This is a genomic window from Pseudomonas sp. JAI111 (assembly GCF_024809425.1).
Taxonomy (GTDB): Bacteria; Pseudomonadota; Gammaproteobacteria; order Pseudomonadales; family Pseudomonadaceae; genus Aquipseudomonas.
In genome coordinates this window covers 41,955-60,733 of record NZ_JANUCB010000017.1, presented here as the reverse complement: position 1 = coordinate 60,733, position 18,779 = coordinate 41,955, and the positions used below count along the sequence as shown (strand labels likewise).

Here is an 18,779-nt window from a genome sequence, read left to right as displayed (position 1 = left end):
CCTTTTGATCGTTAGGTCGAGAGCCTGGACCTGCTTGCTGACAGCAACCTGAAACGCAGGAAAAAACCATCGACAGTGGGACGTCATTCGGTGAGTGGACTGCCGAGGTAATCCCTGGCATCGCCATCGTCGCGAAAATGAATCTCGAGTGTGTGCAGGCGCAGCGAGGCCGGTGAGTAGCTGGCTTCAATGGCGTTGCCTTTGCGGTCCAGCCCCTTGAGCTCGTAACAGCCGTCGTCGACCTTGATGCGCTGCACGCTCCAGCCGTATTGCCGTTCCACCTGCTGACGCAGGGTTTCGCGCGGCTGCCAGTCGCTCACCGGGTCGCTGCAATCGTCATCGGCCAGGGCGTAACCGCTGAGCAGCAGGCTCAACAGCGCGGCATTGGCGATAAAACCTGTTTTCATGATCTGTCTCCAGCCGAAGGTGGCGTCTGTGGCATACCCTAAGGTGCATTCCTGACAACCAGCTGAATCTTCAGATTCACGTCAGGTAAGGCGATTAAGGTGCCGTACGACAACCATCACAGGAGGTGCCCGATGCGGGTTTTATTGGTCGAAGATGCACTGGGTCTGGGGGAGGCGGTGCGCGAACAGATCGCCGATGACGGCCATGCGGTCGATTGGGTGCAACGCCTGGACCATGCGCGCAACAGCGTGCGCACCACGCCTTACGACCTGATCCTGCTCGACCTGATGCTGCCGGACGGTCGCGGGCTGGATTTTTTGCATCAACAACGATCGGCAGGGAACGTGACTCCGGTGATTATCCTGACGGCCCAGGATCAGATTTCCGATCGTATCGCCGGCCTCAACGCCGGCGCCGACGACTACCTGGTCAAGCCGTTCGACCTGTTCGAGCTCTCGGCCCGTGTGGCGGCGGTGGCCCGGCGCTACAGCGGCAACCCCAATCCGCAGATCAGACTCGGCGACTTGCAGGTCGACCTGAGTGCCCGCACGGTGTCGCGGTCCGGTGCGACGGTGGACCTGACCGCGCGCGAGTGGGCACTGTTCGAGGCGTTTGTGCAGCGTCCCAGCGCGCTGCTGTCCAAATCACAGCTTGAAGAACGGCTGTATGCCTTTGGCGCCGAAATCGAGAGCAACACCATCGAGGTCTACATCAGCCGGCTGCGTAAAAAGCTCGGGCGCGACCTGATTGAAACCGTGCGCGGCATGGGCTATCGGTTGATGTCCGCATGAAGCCGTCGTCAAGCCTGCAAAAACGCCTCGGCCTGGGACTGACGCTGGGCATGACCTTGCTGTGGCTGGCGGCGACCGTCGGCGCCTGGCTGGTGGTGCAACATGAATTGAACGAGGCGTTCGACAGTGCGCTGGAAGAGACCGCGCAGCGCATCCTGCCTCTGGCCGTGCTGGAAATCAGCAACCGCGAAAGTCCCCGTGCTGCTCAGCACGTCGCCCCCCTGAAAATACACAAGGAATACCTGACGTATCTGGTGCGCGATGCCAAGGGCGAGATCCTGATGCAGTCTCATGACGCCGAGCCAAAGATCTTCCGCTCGCAACCTGCCGAAGGTTTCTCAACCACCGAAAAATACCGTCTGTATGGCGCCAGTGCGTTACGTGAGACGGTGTTCATTGAAATCGCCGAACCTCTGGAACATCGCCGTGAAGCCGCGCGGGAAGCTTTGGTTGCCTTGCTGTTGCCGTTATTGGCCCTGATCCCCATCAGTCTGTTCGGCACCTGGATGCTGGTGCGCATCAGCCTGCGCAGCGTATTGGCCTATCGTCGTGCCGTGGAGGCCCGCGGTGTGGGCGATCTGTCGCCGATCACCATGACGCACCTGCCGGCGGAAATCGCCCCGTTGGCCGAGGCGGTCAATCATCTGCTGGAGCGCTTGCGCAAAACCCTGGAAGCCGAGCGCAGCTTTACCGCCAACAGCGCTCATGAACTGCGCACGCCACTGGCCGCGACCCTGGCGCAAATCCAGCGCTTGCGTCACGAAGCGCCCGAAGGTCCGCTGCGCTTACGTGCGACCAAAATCGAAAACTCGTTGCGCGAACTGACCAGACTCTCGGAAAAACTCATGCAACTGGCCAAGGCCGAGGGCGGCGGGCTGTTGTCCGAAACGCCTCAGGACCTGATCCCGTTGCTGGCCCATGTGGTCGATGAGTGGAACCACAGCAGCGGCCAACGGATCGCATTGCAACTGCCCACCCAGACCAGCGTTTACTCGACGATTGATCCGGACGCCTTCGCCATCCTGTTGCGCAACCTGATCGAGAATGCGCTCAAGTACGGCGCCACGGATCAACCGGTCGAAGTCAGCCTCACCGACCAGGCGCTGCTGCGTGTGGTCAATGGTGGCCCGCCCGTGCCGGAGCCGATTTTGCAGCGTCTCACCGAGCGATTTGTGCGGGGTAACAGTGACACCAGCGGTTCGGGATTGGGGTTGGCGATTGCCAAAACCATTGCACAGGGGGTCAACGCCACGATACGTCTGGTATCGCCAGCAACGGGACGGCAGGAGGGATTTGAAGTCTGCGTGTGGTTTCCACTCGCGTCGACGGTCGAACGCTGAACGTCGCGGCGAGTTTGGGACGCACCTCGGGCAGAGTCCTGAGTGTTTGCCGCCCTTATGGAGGGCGGCAGCCACGCCTTACGGTTTGGCCTGAGCCCTGGCCTTTTCCTCGATCTTCGCATCCACTGCCGCGCGAATCTGGTCGATGCTGAAGCTCGCCGGTTTCTGGCTCGGTGGGTACTCGATAAAGGTCTGCAAGAACCTCGCGGCTTTGGCCACGCCGGCGGCCAGAAGGTAGGAGTTCTTCACGGTCCAGTCGTAATACTGGTCAGACACGATGTCTGCCCGCTCGTAAGGGTCCATTCGCAAGTTGAACAGTTTCGGCACGCGCAGCGGCACGAACGGGCTGCTCCACACGGTAAAACCACCGGGTTCGCGTTGCTCGGCGAAGACCACTTTCCAGTTGTCGTAACGCATGGACACCAGCACGCCGTCGTCGTTGAAGTAGTAGAACTCGCGGCGTTCGCCTTTCGGTTGTTGGCCGGTCAGGTAGGGCAATTGGTTGTAGCCGTCCAGGTGCACCTTGAAACTGCTGCCGCCGGCAGTGGGTGCCCAGCCTTTGAGCAGTTTGTCTTTCACGCTGGTGTCGCCGGCGGCGGCCATCAGCGTCGGGAACCAGTCCATGCCTGAGAACATCTCGTTAGAGACTTCACCGGCCTTGATCTTGCCCGGCCAGCGCACGATTGCCGGCACCCGGTAAGCGCCTTCCCAGTTGGAGTTTTTCTCATTGCGGAACGGCGTGGTCGCCGCGTCCGGCCAGGAGAACTGGTTCGGACCGTTGTCGGTGGTGTAGACCACGATGGTGTTGTCGGCGATTTTCAGGTCGTCGAGGGTTTTCAGCAGTTTGCCGACGTCACCGTCGTGTTCAAGCATGCCGTCTGCATACTCGTTGCCGGGCATGCCGCTCTGGCCCTTCATCGAATCGCGCACGTGGGTGAACAGGTGCATGCGCGTGGTGTTCATCCAGACGAAAAACGGCTTGTCCGCCTTGGCCTGTTTCTCGATGAAGGATTGGGCGGCGGCGGTGGTTTCGTCGTCGATGGTTTCCATGCGCTTGGCGGTCAGCGCGCCGGTGTCTTCGATTTTGCCGTCGGCGTAGCTGTGGATCACGCCACGCGGGGTCCGGGATTTGACGAAATCGGGGTCGTCCTTGGGCCAGTACGGCCGCTCGGGTTCTTCTTCGGCGTTGAGGTGGTAGAGGTTGCCGAAGAACTCGTCGAAACCGTGGTTGGTCGGGAGGAATTCATCCTTGTCGCCCAGGTGGTTCTTGCCGAATTGACCGGTCGCATAACCTTGTGACTTGAGTGCCTGGGCGATGGTGATGTCGCGCTTCTGGATACCGATCGGTGCGCCCGGTACGCCGACTTTGCTCAGGCCTGTGCGCAGTGGCGTCTGACCGGTGATGAAGGACGAGCGTCCGGCGGTGCAGCTGTTTTCCGCATAGTAATCGGTGAAGAGCATGCCTTCATGAGCGATCCGGTCGATGTTCGGGGTCTTGTAGCCGACCACGCCCATCGAATAGGCGCTGATGTTGGTCTGGCCGATGTCATCACCGAAGATCACCAGGATGTTGGGTTTTTCAGCGGCCCCGGCTGTTGCCGAAATCGCCAGGACCGAAGCCGCCACCAGGGCAAGTTTCGGCAGCCACTTTGTTATGCGAGTCATCTGACTGGCTCCTTGTTGACGGGCGTCGCGAAGAGCGACCGACACCCATGTTCGAGCGTCGTCAACCGGAGCACGCCACCCGTATCAGGTGGCGTGGCAACTGCGGTCCGGTCCATCGACATGCAACACGGCGCCGGTCACGCTGGCGCCCGCTCCACTGGCGAGCAACAACAAAGGGCCGTTGAGTTCTTGCAAACCCGCGCCTTGGCCTTGACCGGGGGCAATGACGTTGACGCGAATGCGGTGGGGCGTCAGCGACTGGGCCATGGCGCGGCTCATGCGGATCAGGCTGCTGTTGGGGCGCAGGCACGGGTTAGGTTCGCTGATGGGGCGAGGCGGTGGGTCGATGTTGACGATGCTGCCCCCACGCTCGGCCCGAATCATGTGCAGGCTGGTGCAATGGACAATGTGGTTGTTCAGGGCAGTATGTTCGCGCTCGGCGCTGTTGTTGATCAGCACATCGACACTGCCCATGCGCGCCTGCACGGCATCCAGCGCCGCTTCAATGCTCTGGCGCCGGGCGCTGTCGAGCGCGACGATCATGACATCGGCGCCGTCCCAGCGCAGGTCCGCTGCCAGTTGTTCCAATTGCGAAGGGTGCTGCGTGCCGAGGGCCACGCGCGCGCCCGCAGCGCTGATCAGTCGAGCGAAATGGGCGCCCAGGCGGGTAGCGGCATCGGCGACCAAAACGGTTTTCCCCGTCATGGAGAAGGGCTGCATGAGGTCTGTCATGGGCGCACCTCCATCGGCGCAGCGCGGCGGTTGATCACGGTACGCGGGACCGCCAGCCGAGGCGATGCCGTGGGGGCGGCGCCGAGCATTTTCATCACCAGTTCCGAGTAATGCCGGATCACGTCGTCGATGCCCCAACTACCATCGGCCTGATACCAGACGCAGGCGTGGGTGAGCATGTTGAACAGGGTACGCGCCATCAGCTTCGGTTCGGCGCAGCTGAGTGATCCTTCCTTGACCCCTTGTTCAAGCAACTCCTGCAAGGTTTTCAGGTACACCCGCCGGGCCTGGCGCACCTGCTCCAGGTCCTCTTCGCCCAGGCTTCTGAACTCCAGGTTGCCAAGCATGGCTTCGTCCTGATGTTCCAGGTGATAGCGCACATGGCAAGCAATGAAGGTGCGTAGCATGACGTCGGCGGTGGCGGTTTTCGGACGGCAGCGTGCCCACTCCCGAGACAGCCCCTGGAGGTATTCCAGAATCAGTTCCAGCAGCAGTTCGCTTTTGCCTTTGTAGTAGATGTACAACGTCGAGGCGTTGATGCCTGCTTCCGCCGCGAGCTGGCGCAGGCTCATCGACTCATAGCCGTTGCGCGAAATCAGTTTGATGGCAGCCAGGCGGATGTTGATTTCAGTTATGTTCATGGGTTTGATCCTGCGGTCATCAAGCTCAAGCGGTGGTGAGGGAGCCAGCTCCCTCACCACGCTGCTTATTGCAGGTCGCCGGCGACAGCGATGGTTTGCGCGGTGATGTAGTTCGATTCCGGCGAGCAGAACAGGTACACGGCGTCGGCTGCTTCTTTCACGGTGCCCGGGCGACCCAAGGGGTTGCGCTGGGCGAACGACTTGGCCGCCTCCGGGCTGATGCCGACACGGATGTCACGGCCTTCGATGCTTACGGTGGCACCAGCATGGGCATCGGCGCTGGTCATGCGGGTTTCGATGAACCCGAATGCCACGGCGTTGACGTTGACCTTGAAACGGCCCCATTCACGCGCCAGTGCACGGGTCATGCCGAGCACACCGGCCTTGGCCGAGGAGTAGTTCATCTGCCCGGCGTTACCCTTCAGGGCTGAAACCGATGAGATGTTGACCACTTTGCGGAATACTTCACGCTCTGCTGCGGCGTCCGCCTGGGCCTGGGCCTTGATGATCGGGTAGGCCGCCCGCAGGATGCGGAACGGTGCGGTCATGTGGCAGTCGAGAATCGCGTACCACTGCTCATCGGTCATCTTCTGGATCACGTCGTCCCAGGTGTAACCGGCGTTGTTGACGATGATGTCGATGCTGCCAAAGCTGTCCATGGCGGTCTTGATGTAACGCTCGCCAAAGTCCGGGGCGCTGACGTTGCCGTGGCAGACGGCGGCTTCGCCACCCAGCTTGCGGATTATTTCAGCGGTCTCGTGAGCCGGGTCGGCGTCCAGGTCGTTGATCACGATGCGCGCGCCTTCGCTCGCCAGTTTCAGCGCGATTTGTTGACCGATGCCACGACCGGAACCGGTGACCAGTGCGACTTTGCCTTCAAGTTTTGCCATGGGGTGTTGCTCCTCAATTCTTGGGTTTGTTTACAGAGCGATGACGGCGTCGCCAACAATCTTGGTTTCGCCATATTGATTGGTGGTGCGCACTTCGACCTTGATGCGTTGTTCGCCATCGACATCGAAGCGATCGACGACAGTGCCGGTGCAGGTGATCTGGTGGCCCAGGTGGGTAATGCCGAGAAAGCGCACGCCAAACTCGCGCAACTGACGCTGATCGACCCATTGCGTCAGCAGGCGGCCGAGGTAGGCCATCGACAACATGCCGTGGGCGAACACGTCGGCCATGCCGGCCCGGCGCGCGTAATCGGTGTCGATGTGAATGGCGTTGTGATCCCCCGACGCGCCGGCAAACAGGCCCAGCGTGGTGCGGTTGATCGGCGGCAGGGCCAGTGGCGGCAATGTGTCGCCGACGTTGATTTTTTCCAGGCTTATGGCATTCATCAGTGTTCTCCTGTTCAGCCGTTGCGCTGCACAAGCACGCTGCGCAGGTCCGCGACGTGCTCACCGTGCTGATTGGTGACTCGGGTTTCACGCACCACGAATTCCAGCGCGCCACCTTTCTTGTCGTAGATGTCGGCAATGCGCACATCGAAGCGCAGCGTGTCGCCGGCATAGGCCATGCGGTGGTAACGGAACGATTCCTCGCCGTGCAGGATGCGGGCGGTAACGATGCCCAGTTCGTCACGCCAGGCGTTGGACGGGATCTGGAACTCCAGCGAGAACAGGAAGGTCGGCGGCAGTGGCAGACCGGGATAGCCGGCGTCGCGCGCCGCCTGTTCGTCGAAGTAGATCGGGTTGGTTTCACCGATGGCCTTGGCGAAGAAACGCAGTTGCCCAGCTTCGGCGGTGGCGAGGAAGGTCGGCAGTTGTCGGCCGATGTGTTTCTTGTCGATCATCGCAATGGCTCCTTTGAATACCGGGCGCGTCAGTTTTTCTGGTACACGGTCACCACGCAGGCCCCGCCCAGGCCGAGGTTGTGCTGCACGGCGATGCGCGCGTCCTGCACCTGGCGTTGCTCGGCGGTGCCGCGCAATTGGTGAGTCAGCTCGTAGCATTGAGCCAGGCCGGTAGCGCCCAACGGGTGGCCCTTGGAGAGCAGGCCGCCGGACGGGTTGGTGACCCATTTGCCGCCGTAGGTGTTGTCGCCGTCGTTGACCAGTTGCTCGGCGCCCCCTTCGTTGCACAGGCCCAGGCCTTCGTAGGTCAGCAGTTCGTTCTGCGCGAAGCAGTCGTGCAATTCGATCACGTCGATGTCTTTGGGGCCGATGCCAGCCTGGCTGTAGGCGATGTCGGCGGCCATGCGCGTCATGTCGAAACCGACCACACGGATCATGTCCATGGCGTCATAGGTGCTGGGCAGGTCGGTGGTCAGGGATTGGCCGGCGATCAGCACGTCGGTGCGCAGGCCATGTTTTTTCGCGAAGGCTTCGGAGACCACAATTGCAGCAGCGGCTCCGCAGGTCGGCGGGCACGCCATCAGGCGGGTCATCACGCCTTCCCAGAGCATCGGCGCCGCCATCACTTCTTCGCTGCTGACCACGTTGCGGAACACCGCCAGCGGGTTGTTCGCCGCGTGACGACTGGCCTTGGCGCGGATCTTGGCGAAGGTTTCGAGCTGGGTGCCGTATTTCTGCATGTGCGCGTAGCCGGCTCCGCCGAACTGGCGGATCGCGTTAGGCAATTCAGGCATGCCGATCAATTCATCGGCCAGTCGCAGGGCGCGCTCGGTGGCCGGAGCACGGTCGCTCCAGGCGGACTTCAATGCCCCTGGGTTCATTTGTTCAAAGCCAAACGCCAGGGCGCACTCCACGGCGCCGCTTTGCACCGCCTGACGCGCGAGAAACAGCGCGCTGGAACCGGTGGCGCAGTTGTTGTTGACGTTGATCAGCGGGATGCCGGTCATGCCCACGCGGTACAGGGCTTTCTGACCGCAAGTCGAGTCGCCGTAGACGTAGCCGGCGTAGGCCTGCTGGATGTCATTGAAGTCCAGGCCCGAGTCGGCCAGGGCCTGGCGAATCGCCTGTTCGCCCATGACGTCGTAGGACTCATTGGTCCCCGGTTTCTTGAACTGGATCATGCCGACGCCAGCAACGAATACCTTATGGCTCATTGTGTTTTACCTTTTTGTTTTTGAGGGTCAGAGCTTGCGCGCGATCAATTCGCGCATGACTTCACTGGTGCCGCCGTAGATGCGGTTGACGCGCATATCGACGAAGGCGCGGGCAATCGGGTACTCCATCATGTAGCCGTAGCCGCCGTGCAGCTGGACCATGTCGTCGATGCATTTCCACAGGGTTTCGGTGGTGTAGAGCTTGGCGATCGCCGCTTCTTCCAGGGTCAGGCGCCGGCGCATGTGTTCGCCCAGGTAGTAATCGACCATCACGCGCAGGGCGGTGGCCTGGGCCTTGATGTCGGCGAGCTTGAACTTGGTGTTCTGGAAGTCCCAGACGGTCTGATTGAAGGCTCTGCGGTCCTTCACGTAGTCGACGGTTTGCTCCAGCAGACGCTCGAGTTTGGCGGCGGCGGACACGGCGATGGAAAAGCGCTCCTGCGGCAGCTCGCCCATCAGGTAGGTGAAGCCCAGGCCTTCTTCGCCCAGGCGATTGCCGACCGGCACGCGTACGTTGTCGAAGAACAGTTCGGCGGTGTCCTGGGCATGCTGGCCGACCTTATGCAGTTTGCGACCGCGTTTGAAACCCGCGCGACTGGCTTCCACGGCAATCAGACTGATGCCCTTGGCGCCAGCGGCCGGATCGGTCTTGCACACGACGATCACCAGGTCAGCGGTCAGGCCGTTACTGATGAAGGTCTTGCTGCCATTGATCACGTACTCGTCACCGTCGCGCACGGCGCTGGTGCGCACAGCCTTGAGGTCGCTGCCGGTGCCGGGTTCGGTCATGGCAATGGCCAGGATGATCTCGCCGGTGCAGATGCCCGGCAGCCATTTCTGTTTCTGTTCGTCGTTGCCGCAGCGGTTGATGTAAGGGGCAATAACGTCGGAGTGCATGCCGAAGTAGGGGCCGCTCACGCCGGACCGGGCGAACTCTTCGTTGAACACCGCGCAGTGACCGAAATCGCCGCCACCACCGCCGTACTCAGTGGGCAGGGTGATGCCGAGCAGCCCTTCGCGGCCGGCCTTGAGCCAGGTTTCACGGTCGACCTGACCGGCTTGATCCCAGGCCGCCTGACGCGGCAGGCATTCACGCTCGAAAAAACGGCGCACGGTGGTGCGGAATATCTCATGGTCGTCGCGGAAAACGGTTCGGGCGATAGGCACGCAAGACTCCTCAATGATCATAGGCCGGCGGCTTTTCGCCGCTTGCGCAAGGCGCGAGTTGCGCCTTTGAACTGAGGGTTACGATAGGCCGCAAGGCCCGGCCCGAACGCCACCCGAGGTGGGTGGCGGGGAGAAAATCACGGATCAGAAAGCAACACATTCCCCTGTGGGAGCGAGCTTGCTCGCGATGGCGGGGTGACAGGCCAACCGTGATGTCGACTAATGCACCGATATCGCGAGCAAGCTCGCTCCCACAGGGGTTGTGTCTGGCTGAGAGATCAGGGGTGAGTGCTGGAGTCCTGCGATTCCAGATCGCGCACCCGCGCCACCGCTTCGTCGCGGCTGTTGACCCCGAGTTTGCTGTAGATGTGGCTCAGGTGCCATTTAACGGTTTCGGGGGAGAGTCCCAGGGCGCGGGCGATTTTCTTGTTGGGCAGGGCTTGCGCGAGCAAGCGCACAACTTCGACTTCCCGTTCGCTCAACGGCTCCATGCCGGCAGCGAGCGGTTTGCCCGCCGTGGCCGGGACGGGCCTGCCGGTCGGCACGGCGGCCGTGACCTGGGCTTCCTGCAGGCGCTCGACATAGAACGCCAGCACCGGGTCGAGGGTTTCTTTGCTGGCGATGTCCGAGATCAGTTGCAGCGCATCCGGGTGGGCATCAAGCAGGCTGCGCAACAGACCGAAGCGTTGGCCGCGTCGCAACGCCTCGATGATTTTGTCCCGCACGGCGGACTGATTGCCGCGTTGGGATTCGATCACCGCACTTAGCACCAGCAGGCGCACCGTGCCCAGTTGGCGGCGGTGCAGTTCACAGGTTTCGATCAGTTGTTCAATGCGCTTTAACGCGCCGTCCAGGTCGCCCAGGTGAATCTGCCAGCGCGCCCGGGCATTCTCGGTCAGGATGTGAATTTCCTTGAGCGCCGTTTGCCCCGCATCGGGATGGCGCGCATCGATGGCTTCCAGGCGCGCCAGTTTGGCCTGGGCTTGCGTCGGCTCACCGAGAATCAGCAGCCATCGCACCTGCCACGTCAGGCAGTACGCTTGCAGGCGGTCCAGGCCGAGCTTGATCGCGTATTCGTCGAGCCGCTCGATGAACGCCATGGCTTCCTGATGGTTGCCTGCCAGCCATTGCACATTCCACAGCACCTGAAGCACGCGCAGCACCGAATCGGGAATCGAAATCCGCTCCAGAATGTCGATCCAGCCCGACAGCAGTTTGAACGCCGCGTCGACATCATTGGTCTCGTAAAGCACCTCGCCCAGCAACGCCGCAGAGAGGTAAGTCGCGTCGGCACCGGCTTTGCCGCAATGCGCAGCTTCATGCATCACGTCGCGGTAAACCCGTTCCGCCTGCTTCATCTGGCCTTCCAGGGCATGACTCAAGCCAATCATGCAACGACCCTGCAAGCTGCCAGCCGATGTCCCCAGAAAGGGCTCGCCATTGATCAGCAACGCCGGTCGGTCGAGCTGCACCTGTCGCGCCTTTTCGTATTCGCCCCGGTGCATGTAGAGCCAGGACAGGATATTGGCGCAGGAACCGATGGCCACACTGTTGCTGCCCGGCGGCGGGTTGAGCAACTGCGGCAGGACCGTCATCGCCGCCTCCGTGTCATCGCGTTGCAGCGCCAGGGACGCGCGTAGCAGCGCGATCATGAAGCGGTCATGGACTTCACTGTCCGGCACGTCGTGGAACAACTGATCGAGGCTGTTGGCGCAAGCCGTGAAGTCCCGGGCATAGAGTTGCATCCGCGCCTTGAGAATGCGCAGCTTCACCCGCGCCTGCACCTGCTCGACGGGCAGCAGTCGAACCAGCTCGATCAGCATGCGCAGGTCGCCGTGGGCATACAGCGATTCGGCGTGTTGCTCCACCAGGTCGGCGGCGGCATCCGGATCGCCGGCCATGACCGCGTGGTGCACCGCTTCATCCAGGTGCTGATGGTCACGGAACCAGGCCCATGCCCGAGCATGGACCGAGTGCTGTTCAGCCTGGCTGCGCGAATCGAAATATTTGAGCAACGTTTCGCGCAGCAACGGGTGCAGGCGATACCAGGTTTCACGCCCGGCGCTGTCCACCGGGATCAGGAACAGGTTGTCCCGCTCCAGGCGCGCGAGCAGGGCGTTGGCCTCGCGGACGGCTTCCGGATTACCGCTGAGGGTCGCGCACAACGACGCGCAAAAGCGGTTGCAGACGGCCATGAGCAGCATCAGGTCCAGGTCAGTCGGCGACAGATGCGACAGCACCTCGACCTCGAAAAACCGGGCGAACGCCTGATCGTCCCGTACCTGTATCGGGTCGGAAGCGGCCGCCGGGCGATTCTTTTTGCGGCTGACGGCGAGCAATTGCAGTCCGGCCACCCAGCCATCGGTCAGCTCATGCAGGTGCTTGGCGTCACGGGCGTTGATCTCGCCCAGTTGCGCCTTGAGAAACTGTTCGGATTCAACCGGGGTAAAGCGCAAATCCCGCAGGTTCAATTCCAGTACCAGTTCCTGACTGCGCAACCGCGCCAGCGACAAGGGCACCGTGCTGCGTGACACCAGCGCCAGGTGCAGATTGGCCGGTGCGTAATCGATGAGCCATTGCAGGGCCTGATGAATACCTACATCGGTCAAATGGTGCAGGTCGTCGAGCACCAGCACCAGTTCCCGGGTGCGACTGGCAATGCTGCGCACCAGCGTAATGATCGTCCGTTCCACCGCCTCGCTGTCGATGCCACGGCCTTCCAGTTGGGTGGCTTCGCGAACCAGGTCCGGGTCGATCTGGCCAAGACTGGCCAGCAGGTAGTCGATAAAGCGCGTCAGTTCATTGTCATCGGCCGACAACGTCAACCAGGCAACATCGAAACCCAACGGCAACAGCGCCTGACGCCAGGCGATCAACGTCGAGGTCTTGCCGCAGCCGGCCGGCCCCTTGAGCACGATGCAGCGCTGGCGGCGCGCCTTGAGCATCTGATCCTGCAAGCGCTCGCGGGAAATCAGGCGTCCGGCACTGCGCGGCGGTATCAGCTTGGTGCTGACAATCGGCGACTGTGACGGATTCAAGACCCGGCTGGCGGGCGTGTCCGAGGCGTTGGACTTGCGGGGTTTGTCCATGGGGCTGTCCGAATCTTTTTGTTATGGGCGTGCATTGAATCCAATCGAGTGTAACGCACAGCTTAAACGTCATGGCCCTGTGTTTGGCAAACGCCACCCGATGCGGGTGGTGGTCGCTGCCATCGGCCTTGTTTTACTGGAGGGACAAGATAGGAGGGCTGACTGGCGCTCCGACAGACCAGTGGAGAGGTATCGATGGGCGTACTGAGCGGCATTCGCGTGGTGGAATTTGAGGCAATCGGCCCGGCGCCTTTTGGAACGATGCTGCTGGCTGACATGGGCGCCGACGTGGTGCGCATCGACCGTCCTGTCGCCGCGAGTGACCTGGGCCCCAAGTTCGAAGGCAAGCGCAAGGACATTACCGGACGCAACCGAAGCTCGGTGACGCTTGATCTGAAACAGCCGGAAAGTGTCGCTGCAGCACTGGAGTTGATCGAACGCGCTGACGTGTTGATCGAGGGCTTTCGCCCCGGAACCATGGAGCGCCTCGGCCTTGGGCCCGACGTGGCCCTGGCACGCAACCCGCTTCTGGTCTACGCACGCATGACCGGTTGGGGCCAGACCGGACCGATGGCTGATCGCGCCGGCCATGATCTGAACTACATCGCCTTGTCGGGCGTGCTGTCCGCCATCGGCCCGGCCGGTGGTCGTCCGGTGCCACCGCTGAATCTGGTGGGCGACTACGGCGGTGGTGGCATGTTGCTGGCAATGGGGGTGCTGGCGGCGTTGGTCAATGTGCAGCGCGGCGGGGCCGGGCAAGTGGTCGATGCGGCGATGACCGAAGGTGCGGCGCAATTGGGTTCGGTGATCTGGGGCTTGCTGGCCGGCGGTCACTGGAACGAACAGCGCGGCAGCAACCTGCTCGACGGCGGCGCGCCCTGGTACGACACCTATGAAACCCGCGACGGGCAGCACATGTCGATCGGTCCGATCGAGTCGCGTTTCTACGTGCAAATGCTGGAAATCCTCGGTCTGGCAGACGCTGGCTTGCCCGGTCAACACGACCGGGCAGGCTGGCCAGCGCTGCGCGAAGCATTCACCGCGGCCTTCCTCACTCGGACCCGCGATCAGTGGGCCGAAGCCTTCGAAGGCAGCGACGCCTGTGTCGCACCGGTGCTGGGTTTTGCCGAAGCCAGCGTGCATCCCCACAGCCGTGCGCGGGGCAGCTTCATCGAGGTCGACGGCGTCGTGCAACCGGTTCCGGCCCCGCGATTTCTGGGCACGCCTTCAGCGCAGCCGCGACCGGCGCCGCAGCGCGGTGAGCACGGCCACAATGCGCTGCGCGACTGGGGGTTCGACGCGGTGGAGATCGAACGTCTGCGTGAGTTGGGCCTGGGCCTCGAAGCCTGACAACGGCCCCTCTGAAAACCATTAAAAAATCACCGCAGCGCAGGAATTAGCCATGGCCATTCAGTTCAAGATCATCGATCACGTGGCACTCGTCACGCTCGATGCGCCCAACTCGAACAACGCACTGACCCTCAACGACCTGATGCACCTGCGCAAGACGCTGGTGGCGTGTCAGGACGACGAGCAGGTGCGTGTCATCGTGCTCACCGGCGCCGGAGAGCGAGTGTTCTGCTGCGGTGCAAGCCACAAGGAATCGTTACTGCCGCCCTCGGGTTATGTCGGCAGGTCGTTGAAGAGTCGCGAAACCGAAGCCGAGGAGGGTGGCTATACGCGCCTGTTTGACCTCGGCGACCTGGAAATCTGGAAACCGGTCATCGCGGCCATCAACGGTGATTGCCTGGGTGGAGGTCTTGAACTGGCGCTGCAATGTGACCTGCGAATCGCCTCAGCCAGTGCCACGTTCGGCCTGCCCGAAGTGCGGGACGCGACCATTCCGGCAGCCGGTGGCGTGCAATACCTGTTGCGTGCAGTGCCGGCGGCCCACGCCATGAAAATGGCCCTTACCGGTGAGGCGATCAGCGCGCAGGAAGCCCTGCGCATCGGTCTGATCATCGACCTGTTGCCACAAGACCGGCTTTTGTCAGCGGCCCTGAACCTGGCCGAACGCATTGCCGCCAATGGCCCGCTCGCGGTGCAGTCCATCAAGCAATTGGCGGTGCAGACCGCACACCTGATGCCTCGGGATTTCGTGATCCAGGCCAATCTCCATTGGGGTTTGCTGCGCGACAGCAAGGACCACGCCGAAGGCCGCGTGGCCATTGCCGAGAAACGCCCACCCAAATACACCGGTGCCTGACGCACCGCCCAGCCCCGAATCCGTCCCTACCTGACAACAATAATTCGCAGGAGACACACATGTATCTGACCCAAGGGCTGCATCGCATGCTGCAGCAACGACCCCATGCCCTGGCGACGGTGTTTCGCGACCGACGCCGCACCTATGCCGAGCTCACCGACCGAGTGGCGCGCCTGGCGGGTGCCTTGCAGAAACTGGGGATGCAGACCGGCGACCGGGTCGGCCTGCTGGGTTTGAACTCCGACCGTTTCCTTGAATATTACCTCGCCACTTGGTGGGGCGGCGGCGTGGTCAATCCGGTCAATATCCGTTGGAGCGTGCCGGAAATCGTCTATTCGCTGGACGACTGCGACACGCGCATCCTGATGATCGACGACACCTTCCTGCCGATGGCAGAGGGCATTGCCGGCACGGCCAAAGTACGACCGCTGTTGATCCATGTCGGCGATGGCCCGACACCTGACGGCATGCTGTCCTACGAGCAACTGATCCGTGACACCGAGCCGGTCGACGACGCCTTTCGTGGTGGTGACGACCTCGCCACCATCTTGTACACCGGCGGCACCACCGGCCGGCCCAAAGGTGTGATGCAATCGCACATGAACCTGTGGTCGGCGGCCGTGGCCCGCGCAGCCGATGTGCCGGTGCCGGCGGATGCGCTGACCCTGCACATTGCGCCGATGTTCCACCTGGCGGCGCTGTCGCGGGTGATCCTGATCTCGCTGCTCGGTTTGCCAAGCATCTTCGTACCCGCCTTCGATTCGCTTGATGTGATGCGCACCATCGAGCGTGAGCGGATCACTGACATCCTGATCGTGCCGACCATGTTGCAGGCGCTGATCATGCACCCGGACTTCGCCAGACATGACCTCAGCTGCCTGCGCAGCTTGACCTACGGCGCCTCGCCGATTGCCGTGCCGTTGCTGGAACTGGCCCTTAAAGCCTTGCCGAATGTTGAGTTCACCCAAGGCTACGGCATGACCGAAGCCGCGCCGCCGATTTCCGCCAACGGCCCGGAAAACCACAGCGCCGAGGGCATCGCCAATGGACGCTTGCGTTCGGCTGGTCGGCCGGGGCTCGGCGTGACCGTGCGCATCGTCGACGAACACGACAACGAAGTGCCGTGCGGAACCGTGGGTGAAGTGATTGTGCGCGGGCCAAATATCATGCTCGGCTATTGGAACAAACCCGAGGAAACCGCCCAGGCCTTGCGCGGCGGCTGGATGCACACCGGTGACGGCGCGTACATGGACGAGGACGGCTACCTCTACATCGTCGACCGCTTCAAAGACATGATTGTCAGCGGTGGCGAGAACGTTTACTCCGGCGAAGTCGAAAGCGCGATTGCCAGCCACCCGTCGGTCGCTGCCTGCGCGGTGATTGGGATTCCCTGCCAGCGGTGGGGCGAATCGGTGCACGCGGTGATCGTGCTCAAACCCGATACCCAGGTCGCTGGTTCGGAAATCATCGAGCACTGCCGCCGACAGATCGCTGGCTACAAAACCCCCAAGAGCGTCGAGTTCCGCGTAGCGTTGCCGTTGTCGGGCGCGGGCAAAGTGCTCAAACGTGACCTGCGCGAACCGTTCTGGGCCGGCAAGGATCGGGGTGTGAGCTGATGGAAGGGGCGATGATTCCCGAGGGGTTCTCAGCACTGCAAAGGCGCTCGGGTTTCCTGCGCAACTGCGGGGCTTTCTATGTCCACGATGAGCAGCCGATCCTGGCGGTGCGCCTGCAATCGCAGCATCTCAACTACGTCGGGATCGCCCATGGCGGGTTTCTCGCCACCGTGGCGGACAGCGCGTTCGGGGTGATATTGCGGCGCCAGTCGGTGTCGCAGTCGGTGGCGATCACGGTCAATCTGAATGTCGATTACATCGGCCCGGTCCACGAAGGCGATTGGCTTGAAGCCCATGTTGAAGTGCTCAAGACCGGCGGCACCTTCATCAACGCCAGCTGCCTGTTGAAGGTCGGCGAGCGTTTGGTGTTGCGGGCCAACGGTGTCTTCACCGTGTGGAAGGGGACGTTGCCATGTACATGACCCAATGCCTGCAACGCACCCTGCAGCAAAACCCCGATCACCTCGCAACCGTCTTCGGTGAGCGCCGCCAGACGTATCGCCAGTTCGGCGAACGCGTCGCGCGCCTGGCGGGTGCCCTGCAGTGCCTCGGTATGGCGGCGGGTGATCGGGTCAGCATGCTTGCGCTCAATTCCGATCGCTACCTGGAATACGTCATGGGCGTGTGGTGGGGCGGCGGGGTGCTCAATCCGGTGAATATTCGCTGGAGCGTGCCGGAGATCGTCTACTCGCTGGATGATTGCAGCACCGGCATCCTGATCGTCGACGAGCATTTTGCCGCGCTGGCCGAGGGTATCCGGGCCACTGCACGTCAGGCGCCGTTGTTTATCTACGCGGGCGAGGGTGACGTGCCGGCGGGCATGCTCGGCTATGAGCATCTGCTCGTCGAATGTGCGCCGGTCGACGACGCCGGGCGCGGCGGTGATGAGCTCGCCTGCATCATGTACACCGGCGGCACGACCGGTTTTCCCAAGGGGGTGATGCAATCGCATTTGAACCTGTGGTCGGCGTGCATGCCGCGCATGGTCGACATGCCGCCGGTGCGTGGCGGGCGCTTGCTGCACGTTGCGCCGTTGTTCCATGTAGCAGGCATGGCACGGGCGTTGATTCAGTTTCTGGCCGGCGAAACCCATGTATTGATGCCAAGCTTCGATGCCGAGGGGGTGCTGAAAATCATCGAGCGCGAGCAGATCACCGAGACGCTGCTGGTGCCGACGATGATCCTCGCACTGCTGACCCACCCCGACTTTGATCGTTATGACCTGCGCAGCCTCAAGCGCCTGACCTACGGCGCATCGCCCAGTGCCGGCGAGATGGTCGAGCAAGTGCTGGCGCGCCTTCCCGACATCGAACTGTCCCATTCCTATGGCCTGACCGAGGCATGCCCGGTGGTGTCGAGCAATTTGCCGTGGAACCACACGCCCGAGGCGCGCAAAAGCGGTTTGTCACGCTCCGTGGGACGCGGTGGCTTGGGCGTGAACGTGAAGATCGTCGACCCCCAAGGCCATGAAGTGCCGCGTGGCGCAGTCGGCGAGATCATCGTGCGCGGGCCGAACATCATGCTCGGCTATTGGAACAAACCCGAAGAAACCGCCAACGCCCTGCGCGATGGCTGGCTCTACACCGGTGACGCGGCCTGGATGGACGAGCAGGGTTACCTGTTTGTCGTCGACCGGTTGAAGGACATGATCGTCAGCGGCGGCGAGAATATTTATTCGGCCGAGGTCGAGAACGTCCTCGCCCGGCACCCGGCAGTGGCGCTGTCTGCAGTGATCGGCATCCCGCATGAAACCTGGGGCGAAGCGGTGCACGCGGTGGTGGTGCTCAAGCCTGGCGCCGAGGTCGATGAAGAACAATTGCGCCGGTATTGCCGCCAATTCATCGCGGGCTACAAGTGCCCCAAAAGCATTGAGTTTCACGACGCATTGCCGCTCTCTGCGGCCGGCAAAGTCCTCAAGCGCGAACTGCGCCAATAGCCACACCCCCAAACCCTTGTGGGAGTGAGCTTGCTCGCGATGGCGGTGTGTCAGTCAACGAATATGTTGAATGTGAAACCGCTATCGCGAGCAGGCTCACTCCCACAGGGGTATTGCATTCCTTCCTTCGATTTCCTTCTGCCAGCCACCCGCGACCGCTACCCGATCCGGGTGGCTTCAAT

The 18,779-nt window shown here is 62.2% G+C and carries 17 protein-coding genes; 7 read left to right on the top strand and 10 right to left on the bottom strand.

The window, feature by feature from the left end; all coding sequences use genetic code 11:
• Positions 1–83: 83 nt before the first annotated feature.
• Positions 84–407, bottom strand: a complete 324-nt coding sequence (locus HNR03_RS31205; RefSeq protein WP_259158244.1) for a PepSY domain-containing protein — start codon at positions 405–407, stop codon at positions 84–86.
• 132 nt (positions 408–539) lie between these two features.
• On the opposite strand from HNR03_RS31205, the gene HNR03_RS31200 reads away from it, so the two are divergent.
• Together HNR03_RS31200 and HNR03_RS31195 are read left to right on the top strand one after the other, a co-directional pair.
• Positions 540–1,199, top strand: a complete 660-nt coding sequence (locus HNR03_RS31200; protein WP_259158241.1) for a response regulator transcription factor — start codon at positions 540–542, stop codon at positions 1,197–1,199.
• Positions 1,196–2,539, top strand: a complete 1,344-nt coding sequence (locus HNR03_RS31195; RefSeq protein ID WP_259158240.1) for a sensor histidine kinase — start codon at positions 1,196–1,198, stop codon at positions 2,537–2,539. Before HNR03_RS31200 ends, HNR03_RS31195 begins: the two co-directional genes overlap by 4 nt.
• 78 nt (positions 2,540–2,617) lie before the next feature.
• Here HNR03_RS31195 and HNR03_RS31190 read toward each other — a convergent pair whose 3' ends face one another.
• The 9 genes from HNR03_RS31190 to HNR03_RS31150 all read right to left on the bottom strand — a co-directional run bounded on the left by HNR03_RS31190 (position 2,618) and on the right by HNR03_RS31150 (position 12,839).
• On the bottom strand, positions 2,618–4,204 hold the full coding sequence (locus HNR03_RS31190; RefSeq protein ID WP_259158238.1) for an arylsulfatase: 1,587 nt from the start codon (positions 4,202–4,204) through the stop codon (positions 2,618–2,620).
• 84 nt (positions 4,205–4,288) lie between these two features.
• The gene (locus tag HNR03_RS31185) at positions 4,289–4,936 is read right to left on the bottom strand and encodes an SDR family NAD(P)-dependent oxidoreductase (RefSeq protein WP_259158236.1); all 648 of its coding nucleotides are present in this window, start codon (positions 4,934–4,936) and stop codon (positions 4,289–4,291) included.
• Positions 4,933–5,577 carry a TetR/AcrR family transcriptional regulator gene (locus HNR03_RS31180; protein WP_259158235.1) on the bottom strand — a complete coding sequence of 215 codons (645 nt, stop codon included), beginning with the start codon at positions 5,575–5,577 and terminating at the stop codon, positions 4,933–4,935. The genes HNR03_RS31185 and HNR03_RS31180 overlap by 4 nt, the downstream gene beginning before the upstream one ends.
• A 65-nt stretch (positions 5,578–5,642) precedes the next feature.
• Positions 5,643–6,467, bottom strand: coding sequence for an SDR family NAD(P)-dependent oxidoreductase (locus HNR03_RS31175; protein ID WP_259158230.1), 825 nt, complete (start codon positions 6,465–6,467; stop codon positions 5,643–5,645).
• Between the two features lie 30 nt (positions 6,468–6,497).
• Entirely contained in the window at positions 6,498–6,914 is a 417-nt protein-coding gene (locus tag HNR03_RS31170; protein WP_259158227.1) for a MaoC family dehydratase, read from the bottom strand.
• A 14-nt stretch (positions 6,915–6,928) separates the two neighbouring features.
• Complete coding sequence (locus tag HNR03_RS31165) at positions 6,929–7,369, bottom strand: MaoC family dehydratase N-terminal domain-containing protein (RefSeq protein ID WP_259158226.1); 441 nt, start codon at positions 7,367–7,369, stop codon at positions 6,929–6,931.
• A 29-nt stretch (positions 7,370–7,398) separates the two neighbouring features.
• A complete protein-coding gene (locus HNR03_RS31160) occupies positions 7,399–8,583 on the bottom strand; it encodes a lipid-transfer protein (protein WP_259158223.1) in 1,185 nt (394 codons plus the stop codon).
• Positions 8,584–8,610: 27 nt separating this feature from the next.
• The gene (locus tag HNR03_RS31155; RefSeq protein WP_259158220.1) at positions 8,611–9,771 is read right to left on the bottom strand and encodes an acyl-CoA dehydrogenase family protein; all 1,161 of its coding nucleotides are present in this window, start codon (positions 9,769–9,771) and stop codon (positions 8,611–8,613) included.
• 257 nt (positions 9,772–10,028) lie between these two features.
• Positions 10,029–12,839: a LuxR C-terminal-related transcriptional regulator gene (locus HNR03_RS31150; protein WP_259158219.1), complete on the bottom strand. Its 2,811-nt coding sequence runs from the start codon at positions 12,837–12,839 to the stop codon at positions 10,029–10,031.
• Positions 12,840–13,034: 195 nt separating this feature from the next.
• Here HNR03_RS31150 and HNR03_RS31145 point away from each other — a divergent pair, with 195 nt between their 5' ends.
• From HNR03_RS31145 to HNR03_RS31125, 5 genes are read left to right on the top strand one after another with little or no spacing between them, the layout of a single operon-like run.
• Positions 13,035–14,189 (top strand): CaiB/BaiF CoA-transferase family protein, encoded by a 1,155-nt coding sequence (locus HNR03_RS31145; protein WP_259158216.1) that lies wholly within the window; start codon positions 13,035–13,037, stop codon positions 14,187–14,189.
• A 52-nt stretch (positions 14,190–14,241) separates the two neighbouring features.
• Positions 14,242–15,045: an enoyl-CoA hydratase/isomerase family protein gene (locus HNR03_RS31140; RefSeq protein ID WP_259158214.1), complete on the top strand. Its 804-nt coding sequence runs from the start codon at positions 14,242–14,244 to the stop codon at positions 15,043–15,045.
• Positions 14,958–16,661, top strand: coding sequence for a long-chain fatty acid--CoA ligase (locus tag HNR03_RS31135; protein WP_259158213.1), 1,704 nt, complete (start codon positions 14,958–14,960; stop codon positions 16,659–16,661). Before HNR03_RS31140 ends, HNR03_RS31135 begins: the two co-directional genes overlap by 88 nt.
• On the top strand, positions 16,661–17,083 hold the full coding sequence (locus tag HNR03_RS31130) for a PaaI family thioesterase (RefSeq protein ID WP_259158211.1): 423 nt from the start codon (positions 16,661–16,663) through the stop codon (positions 17,081–17,083). Before HNR03_RS31135 ends, HNR03_RS31130 begins: the two co-directional genes overlap by 1 nt.
• Positions 17,074–18,597 carry a long-chain fatty acid--CoA ligase gene (locus tag HNR03_RS31125; protein WP_259158209.1) on the top strand — a complete coding sequence of 508 codons (1,524 nt, stop codon included), beginning with the start codon at positions 17,074–17,076 and terminating at the stop codon, positions 18,595–18,597. The genes HNR03_RS31130 and HNR03_RS31125 overlap by 10 nt, the downstream gene beginning before the upstream one ends.
• Positions 18,598–18,779 lie beyond the last annotated feature (182 nt).